Source organism: Lysobacter sp. HA35 (genome assembly GCF_054061195.1).
In genome coordinates, this window is the sequence record NZ_JBSSDY010000001.1 from 362,482 (window position 1) to 373,769 (window position 11,288).

Genomic DNA, 11,288 nt, shown 5'->3' on the forward strand with positions numbered 1-11,288 from the left:
GCGGGCGTGAGGGCAAGGCATCGGGTGTGACACACCGTTCAAGCTGCCAGCGGGCGGCGACTTACAATTGCGGGATGAGCCTGACGCCCGCCCCGCACGATTCCTCCGCCTTCGGTCCCCAGCCGCGACGCGTCACGCGCGACGTCGTGATCGGCGGCGTGCACGTGGGTGGCGGGGCGCCGGTGGTCGTGCAGTCGATGACGAACACCGACACCTCGGACATCGCGTCGACGACCAAGCAGGTCGCCGAACTGTGGCGTGCGGGTTCGGAGCTGGTGCGCATTACCGTCAATACCGCCGAGGCCGCCGCCGCGGTGCCGCGCATCCGCGAGCGTCTCGACATGATGGGCGTCGGCGTGCCGCTGATCGGCGACTTCCACTACAACGGCCATCAGCTGCTCGCGGGCGAGCCGGCGTGTGCGGAAGCGCTCGCGAAGTACCGCATCAACCCGGGCAACGTCGGCTTCGGCAAGAAACGCGACACGCAGTTCGCGCAGCTGATCGAGTTCGCGATCCACTACGGCAAGCCGGTGCGCATCGGTGCGAACTGGGGCTCGCTCGACCAGTCGTTGGCTGCGGTGCTGATGGACGAGAACGCACGGCGCGCCGATCCTTGGGATGCCGGCCGCGTGTTGCGCGAAGCGCTGATCCGCAGCGCGCTCGATTCCGCCGCGCGCGCCGAGGAACTGGGCCTGCCGCGCGAACGCATCGTGCTCAGCGCGAAGGTCAGCGGCGTACAGGAACTCATCGCCGTGTATCGCGAGCTGGCGACGCGCGGCGATTACGCGCTGCACCTAGGCCTGACCGAAGCCGGCATCGGCAGCAAGGGCATCGTTGCATCGAGCGCGGCGCTCGCTGTCCTGCTGCAGGAAGGCATCGGCGACACCATCCGCATTTCGCTGACGCCGGAGCCGGGGCAGTCGCGTACGAACGAAGTCATCGTCGCGCAGGAACTGCTGCAGACGATGGGCCTGCGCGCGTTTACGCCGATGGTCACCGCGTGTCCGGGCTGCGGGCGCACGACCAGTACGTTCTTCCAGGAGCTCGCGCAGAAGGTGCAGTCGCACGTGCGCGACAAGATGCCGGAATGGAAGATCACGCATCCCGGCGCGGAAAACCTCACGCTCGCAGTGATGGGCTGCGTCGTGAACGGTCCGGGTGAGTCGCGCCACGCCAACATCGGCATTTCGCTGCCGGGCACGGGCGAAGCACCGTCCGCGCCTGTTTTCGAGGACGGCGAAAAGACCGTCACGCTCCGCGGTGATCGCATCGCCGACGATTTCGTCGACCTGATCGATCGATACGTGGAGCGTCGTTATGGAGTCACCGCCGAAGGCTGAGGCGCCGCGTCCCGCCGCAGCCGTGGCCGAACAGGCCGAGGTCGGCAAGAAGGTCGTCCAGCGCCACGGGCTGCGGCTCGCGCTCGTGTTCGCCTGCGTCGCGCTGCCCCTGTGGGGCTTCGGCGAATTGGCCGAGGATCTCGCGGCCGGCCAGCCGTTCTTCTTCGACGTGCCGATCCTCGAAGGGCTGCATGCGATGTCGAGCCAGGCAGCGGACCGCGTGTTCCTCGCGCTGTCGGCCGTCGGCTATTCCGGCGGCGTCGTGCCGTTCGACATCGCGCTCGTACTGTTCCTCGCGTTCCGACGACATTCGCGCAGTGCGACCTTCGCCGCCATCGCGCTCGGCGGCTCGGCGCTGTTGAACGTCGCGGCCAAGCACGTGTTCGCGCGCGCGCGTCCGTCGCTGTGGATCCCCATCGCGCCCGAAGCGACGTACAGCTTCCCCAGCGGACACGCGATGGGCTCGGCGACCTTGGCCTGTGTGCTCGCCTGCCTCGTTTGGGACACGCGCTGGCGATGGCCGGTCGTCGTGCTCGGCACGCTGTTCGCCATCGGCGTCGGCGTGTCGCGCGTGTATCTCGGCGTGCATTACCCGTCAGACGTGCTCGCAGGGTGGTCGGCTGCGATCGCCTGGACCCTAGGCGTGCGGTTCATCGCGTTTCGGCGAGGGCTGCTGACGGGAACCGCGCAGGTCTGACCCCGCATCGCCGCAATTAGCCGAGTTCACCCCGTCAAAACGGCACTTGCTGCAGCGCAGCAAGCAAAATTCGGGCAGCCGTCATATTTTCGGGGTGACCGGTTCGGGAATCCGAATGCGTTGAAGGTCCCAGATCGGTCGGGGGACGGGCGCCGCGGCGCCATCATCAATTCAGGGGAAAACACATGTCTTTGAAGCAAAGGCGCATTGCCGTCTGGGTGGCGGCTGCCCTCGGCACGGCCGCGGCGGGTGCCACGGTGCTCCACATGGCCGGCATCCAGCCGGCACAGATCGTCGCTGGTGCGCGGCAAATGGTCGCGGCGTCGCAGCCCGCCATGCCGGCGGCCACGTTGTCGGATGAAGGCGTGACACGGCGCGAGCAGTACATCGTCGTGTTCGGCGAATCGCCCCTCGCCACGTATCGCGGGCAGATGCAGGGCTTCGCGGCTCCCGCGACGCTTGCGACCGGTCCGGCCCGTGGTCGCATCGACGTTCACAGCGCTGCCGCGGTGAGCTATGTACGCCACCTGGAGCAGATGCAGATCGGCCACGAGTCGGACATCGCCCGTGCGATCGGCCGTCCGCTTCGCGTTCGCGGCCGCATGCAGCACGCGCTCAACGCGATCATCGTCGAGCTCACGCCGGACGAGGCCGAGAAGGTCAAGGCCCAACGTGTCGCGCAGATCGTCGAGAAGTATCGCGAAATGCAGACCGACACCGATGTCGGTCCGCGCCTGATCGGCGCCGAAACGCTGTGGCTCGGCCAAGCGCCGGGCTATCCGTCGAAGTACCAGGGCGAAGGCACTGTCATCGCCGACATCGACACCGGCATCAACTTCGGCAGCCCCTCGTTCGCGGCCGTGGGTCCGATCGATGGCTACCAGCACATCAATCCGCTCGGCACCGGCCATTACCTCGGCACATGTGCCCCGGGCGGCGTCGACGAAGGCCGTTGCAACGACAAGCTCATCGGCGGCTACGACTTCGTCTGCGATCAACTCGCGGACGCGACGCACACGTATTGCCAGTTGAACGGCGCGGGCACGTATCGCGAAGAGCCGGGTTTCGGCGACACCAACAGTCACGGCAGCCACACCGCATCGACTGCGGTCGGCAACCGTCGCGACGTCAGCTACAAGGGCGCCACGCTGCGCATCTCGGGCGTCGCGCCGCACGCGAACATCATCGCGTACGACGTCTGCTACACGAACGTGACGACCGGTGGCGGCTCGTGCCCGAACACGTCGTCGGTGCTGGCGGTGAACCAGGCGGTCGCCGACGGCGTCGTCAACGTCATCAACTTCTCGATCGGCGGCGGTGTAGATCCGTGGACCGACGCCGTTTCGCAGGCGTTCCTCAACGCGAGCGATGCGGGCATCTACGTGGCGACCTCCGCCGGTAACAGCGGCCCGGGTCCGAACACCATGGGCCACCACGAGCCGTGGACGTCCTCGACCGCCGCCGCACAGCACGGCCGCGGCGATTTCGCCTACCAGCTTTCGGCCACGGGCCCGACGCCAGTGCCCGCGACGATGCAGGGCATCAACCTGACGGAAGGCTCCGGTGGCGTCTCGATGACGCAGACGTTCCCGGGCACCACTCCGCTGGTGATCAGCTCGGGCATCAATGCCCCGGACGACGCATGCAACGCGCTTCCTGCGGGTTCGCTCAATGGCGCCATCGCCGTCGTCCGTCGCGGCACGTGCAGCTTCTCGATCAAGGTCAACAACGCGAGCGCCGCAGGCGCCGTGGCCGTGGTGATCGCCAACAACCAGGCCGGCACGCTCGCGCCGTCGGTGCCGGGCACGACGATCCCCGCGTTCTCGGTAACGCAGGCCGTGGGTGACGCGATCCGCAACTTCGGCGTCGCCAATCCCACTGCGACGGCAACGATTCCGCTGTCGCCGGTCGCGCTGTCGAACACACCCGACCAGCTGGCGGACTTCAGCTCGCGTGGACCGGCCGGCAGCTACAACCTGCTGAAGCCGGACATCACCGGACCGGGCGTCAACATCCTCGCCACGATCGCGGGGACGACGATCAGCGGTTCGGAAAATGCGGTCGGCCTGCTGAGCGGTACCTCGATGGCGTCGCCGCACAATGCGGGCTCGGCGCTGTTGATCCACCAGGCGCAGCCGACGTGGAAGCCGGCCGAGATCAAGTCGGCCCTGGCCATGACGGCTAAGCAGACGGTGCTGATGGAAGACGGCGTAACGCAGGCGAATGCGTTCGCTCGCGGCGCAGGCCGCATCCAGGTCGACCAGGCGGTCCGCGCGGGCCTCGTGCTCAATGAGACCAAGGCGAACTACCTCGCAGCCAATCCGGCCGCGAATGGCGACCCGATGACGCTCAACCAGCCCAGCCTGATCAATGGTTCGTGCTTCGAGCGTTGCGTGTTCACGCGTACGTTCCGCAACACGCTGACGTTCCGTCAGGCGTGGTCCGTGAAGGTGGACGGCCTCAGCGCCACCGTGTCGCCAGCGCTCTTCACGGTGAACCCGGGCGAGAGCAAGGCGGTGACGTTCACCATCAACGCGTACCAGCTGCCGGCGAACTCGCAGTTCAACTTCGGCACCGTGGTGCTCACGCCGCAGTCGGTCGGTAACCCGAACCAGCCGGTGCTGCGCATGCCGGTGGCGATCGCGGTCAAGCCGGCCATCGCGTCGGCGCCGACGACGGTGAGTGCAACCGTGGCGACCGGAGCGACCGGCACCGCGACGTTCTCGCTTGCTAACGCCGGTGGCTCGCCGCTGAGCTTCAGCGTCGACAACACCGGCACGGGCGTGGCTAACATCGTCAAGGCGTTGTCTACCGGCGTCACGTCCGGCTACCGCGGCACGATGTTCTCCGACGCCGCAACGGTCGGCGCGGGCGGCCAGTACGCAGCGGACGACTTCACGCTGGACACCGCAACGACGATCAAGTCGCTGTCGGCCGAAGGCTTCGTGGTCAGCGGGCAGACGTTGGCGAGCACCGCATCGCAGCTCACGTGGACGATCTACTCGAACTCGGCGGGCAACCTGCCGGCGGGTAATCCCAACACGAACCCGACCGGAGCCGTCTGGACGTACACGTCCACGCCGACCGGCGCCGGCGTCACCGCCGATGCCAATGGGATCTCGTTGAACCTGGCCGCGGCCGGACAGGCACCAAACCTGCCGCCGGGCAAGTACTGGTTCGTGGTCAACGTGCGGGCGACGCTGGCCAACAGCTGGGCGTGGCTGCGGTCGCTCACCGGTAATGGGTCGCACGCGACGATCACGCCTGCAACGAACGGCGCGGGCAACTGGGCACTGGCATCGGGTGGCGCGGCATGGGCCGGCCTCGCATGGCAGGCAGACGGCGCCGTGGGCTGCGGCGCACCGTGGATCGGTGCAGGCACGCCGACGGTGGGCAAGGTGTCGCAGGGCATGTCGACCAACGTGCAGATGCAGCTCAGCGCCGCAGGGCTCGCGGCCGGCAACTACGTTGGCTACACCTGCGTCAGCACCAGCGACCCGGCGCGACCCAAGGTCGCGGTGCGTATCGCGCTGACCGTTACGCCTTGACGAAAACGGGGCGGCGAACACCGCCCCGTTTCAATCCAATCGAATCGAAGGGCCGACCAAGGTCGGCCCCGCACCAACTCGGGAAATTTTCATGCAGACCATCCATCGCAACACCCTCAGCGCCGCACTTCTTCTTGCGATCGCGGCGTTCTCGCCGGCGTATGCCGGCACCACGTGTGTCATAGACGACGGAGTTGGCGGCCCCACCAGCGGCGGTGCGACTGCCGCCGGTGGCGACGCACTCGCGTGCGGCAATCGCGCGAATGCTGCTGGTGACGTCAGCACGGCGATTGGCGCCGACAGCGCGGCGACGGGAACCGGCAGCACTGCCGTGGGCGACGCCGCCGTGGCGTCAGGCGATCAGAGCACCGCGATCGGCCAAGGCGCGTCCGCAACGGACATCTTCTCGACCGCGGTCGGTAGCGGCGCGACCGCTAACGATGCGTTCGCGTCTGCTTTTGGCGTGTCGGCCGTCGCGTCGGGCGAAGGCGCTACGGCGAACGGCGGCGGCGCGACTGCGGTCGGCGACTTCACCAGCGCGTTTGGCGCTTTCAGTGGCGCAGCAGCCGAAGGCGCGTCCGCGTTTGGCTACAACAGCGTTGCGAGCGGCGTGGGCAGCTTGGCGTCGGGCTGGAATAGCCTAGCGTCGGGAATCTATTCCAACGCCTTGGGCGCGGGGACGATGGCTTCGGGAAACTACGCCCTCGCCGCCGGCGCGGAAAGCAATGCTGCCGGGGACGGCGCGATCGCAGTGGGAGCCGGTACGAGCGCGACCGGACAGGGCAGTACCGCCATCGGCGGTTGGGCTGATCGAAACGGTGACGGAATCGTCGATCCGTCGGAGAGTGCATCAGCTTCGGGTCTCTATTCCACTGCGGTTGGCGGTGCGTCCCAGGCCTCCGGGGATGAAAGCATTGCGATTGGACTCGCTAGCGAAGCAACAGGCTTCAATGGGCTGGCCATCGGCACAGGTGCCCGCGCCTTCGATGAGGGAGCAGTTGCCGTGGGTGCGGTCTCGACGAGCGCCTTCGGGGGCACGGCAATAGGTTATGGAAGTGACGCGTTCATCCATGGCACGGCTGTTGGCCACGAAGCGCAGGCAAGTGGCAGTGCTGTCGGTATCGGCTTTCAGGCGCATGCGATCGGCGGTGTTTCCGTGTCGATCGGTACAGCGAGTGCTGCTGGCGGGCTCGGAAGCGTGGCGCTCGGCACGGGAGCCGAAGCAGACGGTCCTGACTACACGATGGCCCTTGGCGCGTACAGCCGCAGCTTTAGCTTCAACGCGATCGCCCTAGGCGCGAACTCGATCGCCGATCGCGCGAATACCGTGTCGATCGGTTCGGCGGGTGCAGAGCGCCAGCTGACGAACGTCGCCGCGGGCACGCAGTCGACCGACGCCGTGAACCTGCAGCAGCTGCAGGCCGTCGAGACAAAGGCCGACACTGCGCTCGCGAATGCCGCAACTGCGCAAACGACGGCGAATAATGCTCAGACGGCGGCCAACAATGCACAGACGACGGCAGACACAGCGCTTAACGCCGCGAACAACGCGCAGTCGACCGCTGATACGGCCCTAACCACCGCCAACAACGCGCAGACTACGGCCGATACCGCGTTGACCGCCGCGAATACGGCGCAGACCACAGCAGACAACGCGCAGTCGACGGCGAACACGGCGCTCAGCACAGCCAACACCGCGCAGACCACGGCTAATACGGCGCTGTCCACCGCTACCAATGCCATCGGCGTGGCGAACACGCATGCGGACGCAGGTGACGTCGTGACGCTGCAGTCGGCCAAGAACTACGTCGACAACAAAGCCACTACGACGCTCGGTTCGGCCAATAGCTACACCGACCAGAAGAGCACACAGACGCTCGCCTCGGCGAACGCCTATACGGATGCCAAGCTCAATGGCCTCGTGCTCGATTTCGGCGGACTGCGCACGGAGATGAACGATCGCTTCGAGCAGCAGGACCGTCGCATCGATCGCAACGGCGCGATGTCGGCCGCGATGATGCAGATGGCGGCGAACGCTGCGTACGCAAAGCCCGACCACGGTCGTCTGTCGATGGGCGTCGGCACGCAGCACGGCGAGAGCGCCGTGTCGGTGGGCTACGGTCGTCGCTTCGGAGACAACATCTCGATGAGCATCGGTGCCGCGTTCTCGAGCGATGACAGCTCGGCGGGCGTCGGCTTCGGCGTCGACCTGTAATCAGCGAAAGTATCGAACGGCCCGGGCGACCGGGCCGTTTTTTTTTATTCCTGCGGATGCGCAGCTTCGACGGGCGCCGTCGTCGCGGCGCGGCGCGCCAACTGCGCTTCGCGATGCGCGATGTAGGCGTTCGCGCCGAAGATGATCAGCGCGCCGATGACGGTGTACCGGTCGAGCTTTTCGCCGAACAGGAAATACGCGGCGACGCTCACCACCGGTAGCTGCATGAAGCTGATCGGCGTCAGCGCGGAGACGTCCCCGATCTTCAATGCGCGCGCCCACAACAGCTGCCCTCCGGTGCCGAACAGGCCGGTCAGGATGAGCCAGACCCATACGTCCGGCGCGGGCCACACCCATACGAACAGCGCCGGAATCAGCGACAGCGGGACCCAGAACACGTACGTGTAGAAGACGATGGTGTCGGGCGAATCGATGCGCGAGAGCTGCTTGATCTGGATCGCGACCACCGCGCTCAACACCGCGGCCGCCAGCGCGATCAACGAGGCATGAGTGAATCCGCTGGTGCCGGGGCGCACGATCACCATGACGCCGATGAAACCGAGGATGACGGCGGTCCAGCGACGCCTGCGCACGACTTCGCCCAGCCAGATCACCGCGGCGATCGTCACGAATAGCGGCGTCGAATACGACAGCGAAATCGCCTGCGACAGCGGCAGATGACCGATCGCCCAGAACGAACACAGCATCGACCCGATGCCGATCGCGCTGCGCACGAGGTATTTGGGCAGCTGACGCGTGCGCATCGACGCGCCGCTTCGAAGCAGCAGCGGCATCAGCGCGATCAGGCCGAACGTATTGCGCCAGAACGCGATCTCGAATGCCGGCAGCGTGCGCGACGCATAGCGGATCGTGATCGCCATCAGACCGAAGAACAGCGTGCTCACCAACATGAGCAGCGCGGCGCGCATGACCGGCGTGGTGCGGGGGGAGGGCGTCATGGGCGGCAAGGATGGCTGATACGCGCCGCGCGATCGCGACGGTGCATCACGTTGTGGGATTCGGGGGTGTTGAAGGGAACCGGACGCCGCGGCGTTGCGTCGATGCCGCGCGCGGGTCGTGGCGTCATTGCGCCCAGCTGCTGCCGATCAATCGCGGTTCGGGCTCGAGCGAAATTCCGAAGCGGTCGAATACCGTCGCAGCCACGTGCCGCGCGACACGCAACAGGTCCGCACCACTGGCGCCGCCGTGATTGACCAACACCAGTGCGTGGCCCGGCGACACACCCGCGTTGCCATGGCGGTAACCGCGCAGGCCGGCGCTGTCGATCAGCCAAGCGGCCGACAACTTGCTCAGCCCGTCACCCGCCGCGAAAACCGGTAGCTGCGGATGCTCGGCGAGCAGCGTGTCGGCGGCATCCGCCGGAACGATAGGGTTCTTGAAGAAGCTGCCTGCGTTGCCAACGACCGCGGGGTCCGGCAGCTTGCGACGGCGAATGGCGATGACCGCCTCGGCCACATCGCGCGCTGTCGGCGAGTTGACACCGCGCTCCGCAAGTTCGTCCGCGATGCCGGCATAGCTGAGGTTCGGCGCGCCGCCGCCGCGCAACCGGAACTCGACCGCTGTGACGATGTATCGCGACGGCTCGTGCTTGAACACGCTGTCGCGATACGCGAAGCCGCATTCCTCGTTCGACAGCCGCACGTGCTGACCGGTCGCTGGTTCGAACGCATGCACCGCGTCGATCAGTTCGCGCACTTCGACGCCGTACGCGCCGATGTTCTGGATGGGCGCGGCACCCGCGGTTCCTGGTATGAGCGCGAGATTTTCGAGGCCGGCAAGCCCGTCATCGAGCGTGCGCATGACGAGCTGGTGCCAGCCGAAGCCTGCGTCCACCTTGATGCGCACGGTCGTGCCGTCATCGTCGATCAGGCGGATGCGCGTACCTGTAAGCCGCAGAACAGGCTCGCTGGGCGCGCCCACGAACAGCACATTGCTGCCACCGCCGAGCACCAGCGGCGTCGTACCGGACAACGGAATGTCTGCGAACACGTCCGCGAGGCGCGAGGCGTCGTCGACTTCGACGAGCCACGGCGCGCGCGCGTCGACGCCGAACGTGTTGAGCTTGCGGAGATCGGCGTCGCGCGAGACGCGCACGCCGGGGATCGGATCGGTCATGTCGGCGGCATGTGCCCGCGGCTTGGCGCTTCCTTGCGACGACGGATCGCGGCGACGCATTCGCGCACGAGGATCGGACCGCGATAGATGAAGCCTGTGTAGCACTGCACCAGGCTCGCGCCCGCGGCCATTTTTGCGACCGCGTCGGCGCCGGAAAGAATGCCGCCGACGCCGATCAGCGGGATCGACTCCGGCATGCGCGTGCGAAGCCGGCGCAGCACGTAGGTCGCCTGCGGCATCAGCGGCGCACCCGACAGGCCGCCGGTCTGCTCTGCATGCGGCGAATCCTCGACACCTTCGCGCGAGATCGTCGTGTTGGTCGCGATCACACCGTCGACCTGCAGGTCCGCCAGCACGCGCGCCGCGGCTTCGATGTCGTCGTCAGAAAGGTCCGGGGCGACTTTCACCAGCATCGGCACGCGCTTGCCGTGTTTCGCGCCGAGACGTTCCTGCTCGTCACGCAGCGTGCTGATCAGGCGGCGCAGCTGTTGTTCTTCCTGCAGCTCGCGAAGGCCGGCGGTATTCGGCGACGAGATGTTGATGGTGATGTAGTCGGCGAGCGGATACACGCGCTCGAGGCAGTGCAGGTAATCGTCCTGCGCGGACTCGTTGGGCGTGTCCTTGTTCTTGCCGATGTTGATGCCGAGGATGCCGCGACGACTGCGCAACGCCTCGACGTTGCGCACCAGCGCGTCGACGCCGAGGTTGTTGAAACCGAGGCGATTGACGATGCCGCGATGCTGCGGCAAGCGGAACATGCGCGGCTTCGGGTTGCCCGCCTGCGGCCGCGGCGTCACCGTGCCGACTTCGACGAAACCGAAGCCCAGCCCGAACAATGCGTCGATGTGCTCGCCGTTCTTGTCGAGGCCCGCTGCGAGTCCGACCGGGTTCGGGAAGTCGAGACCGAACACGTTGACCGGGTAGGGCGACTGCGCGGGACGTCGCGCGACGAGGCCGAGCAGCCCCGCCTGTTCCAGCGCGTCGAGCCCGCGCAGCCCGATGCCATGCGCGGTCTCGGCGTCGAGCCGGAACAGCAGGGGACGCAGCAGGCCGTACATCAGTGCGCGAAGTGGGCCAGCATGGCGAGCAGGCCGCCGAAGAACACCAGCGCGATGATCACGCCGACGATCAGCACGACGAGATGCAGGTAGCCGAGCACGAGGCCCGCGACCGCCATTCCGTCACCGCCGAGCGCGCCGCGGGCGGCACGAATATCGCGCCGCGCCATGTGCCCGCAGATCACCGCGCCGAAGCCGCCCAGCACCGGTATCAGCACCCACGACAGCAGGCCGAGCACCAGACTCGCGATGGCGAGTTGGCTGGACGGCGCATTGATCGACTGCGAGCTCATG

General features: G+C 67.0%; 8 protein-coding genes and 1 pseudogene. 5 read left to right on the forward strand and 4 right to left on the reverse strand.

Annotated features, from left to right (window positions below; genetic code table 11):
- Positions 1-74: 74 nt before the first annotated feature.
- The 5 genes and pseudogenes from ispG (at position 75) to ACVWZN_RS01960 (ending at position 7,800) form a co-directional block, all read left to right on the forward strand.
- Positions 75-1,340, forward strand: coding sequence for a flavodoxin-dependent (E)-4-hydroxy-3-methylbut-2-enyl-diphosphate synthase (gene ispG, locus ACVWZN_RS01940; protein ID WP_456952381.1), 1,266 nt, complete (start codon positions 75-77; stop codon positions 1,338-1,340).
- A 22-nt stretch (positions 1,341-1,362) separates the two neighbouring features.
- Entirely contained in the window at positions 1,363-2,037 is a 675-nt protein-coding gene (locus ACVWZN_RS01945; protein ID WP_456952382.1) for a phosphatase PAP2 family protein, read from the forward strand.
- A 185-nt stretch (positions 2,038-2,222) separates the two neighbouring features.
- Complete coding sequence (locus ACVWZN_RS01950; RefSeq protein ID WP_456952383.1) at positions 2,223-5,585, forward strand: S8 family serine peptidase; 3,363 nt, start codon at positions 2,223-2,225, stop codon at positions 5,583-5,585.
- 91 nt (positions 5,586-5,676) lie between these two features.
- Positions 5,677-5,961, forward strand: a pseudogene (locus ACVWZN_RS01955) (YadA-like family protein); the annotation flags it as partial.
- An 87-nt stretch (positions 5,962-6,048) separates the two neighbouring features.
- On the forward strand, positions 6,049-7,800 hold the full coding sequence (locus ACVWZN_RS01960) for an alanine-zipper protein (RefSeq protein ID WP_456954684.1): 1,752 nt from the start codon (positions 6,049-6,051) through the stop codon (positions 7,798-7,800).
- A 44-nt stretch (positions 7,801-7,844) separates the two neighbouring features.
- Here the strand turns inward: ACVWZN_RS01960 and ACVWZN_RS01965 are convergent, their stop codons facing one another.
- From ACVWZN_RS01965 to ACVWZN_RS01980, 4 genes are all read right to left on the reverse strand, one after another.
- Positions 7,845-8,729, reverse strand: a complete 885-nt coding sequence (locus ACVWZN_RS01965) for a DMT family transporter (protein WP_456954685.1) — start codon at positions 8,727-8,729, stop codon at positions 7,845-7,847.
- A gap of 154 nt (positions 8,730-8,883) precedes the next feature.
- A complete protein-coding gene (murB, locus tag ACVWZN_RS01970) occupies positions 8,884-9,936 on the reverse strand; it encodes a UDP-N-acetylmuramate dehydrogenase (protein WP_456952384.1) in 1,053 nt (350 codons plus the stop codon).
- Complete coding sequence (locus ACVWZN_RS01975) at positions 9,933-10,994, reverse strand: quinone-dependent dihydroorotate dehydrogenase (RefSeq protein ID WP_456952385.1); 1,062 nt, start codon at positions 10,992-10,994, stop codon at positions 9,933-9,935. Before ACVWZN_RS01975 ends, murB begins: the two co-directional genes overlap by 4 nt.
- The gene (locus ACVWZN_RS01980; protein ID WP_456952386.1) at positions 10,994-11,287 is read right to left on the reverse strand and encodes a DUF4190 domain-containing protein; all 294 of its coding nucleotides are present in this window, start codon (positions 11,285-11,287) and stop codon (positions 10,994-10,996) included. The genes ACVWZN_RS01975 and ACVWZN_RS01980 overlap by 1 nt, the downstream gene beginning before the upstream one ends.
- Position 11,288 lies beyond the last annotated feature (1 nt).

Bases quoted from the DNA above. Each gene is read 5' to 3' on its own strand.
- ispG (WP_456952381.1), top strand. From the start codon at position 75: ATGAGCCTGACGCCCGCCCCGCACGATTCCTCCGCCTTCGGTCCCCAG.
- ACVWZN_RS01950 (WP_456952383.1), top strand. From the start codon at position 2,223: ATGTCTTTGAAGCAAAGGCGCATTGCCGTCTGGGTGGCGGCTGCCCTC.
- ACVWZN_RS01965 (WP_456954685.1), bottom strand. From the start codon at position 8,729: ATGCGCGCCGCGCTGCTCATGTTGGTGAGCACGCTGTTCTTCGGTCTG.
- murB (WP_456952384.1), bottom strand. From the start codon at position 9,936: ATGACCGATCCGATCCCCGGCGTGCGCGTCTCGCGCGACGCCGATCTC.
- ACVWZN_RS01975 (WP_456952385.1), bottom strand. From the start codon at position 10,994: ATGTACGGCCTGCTGCGTCCCCTGCTGTTCCGGCTCGACGCCGAGACC.
- ACVWZN_RS01980 (WP_456952386.1), bottom strand. From the start codon at position 11,287: ATGAGCTCGCAGTCGATCAATGCGCCGTCCAGCCAACTCGCCATCGCG.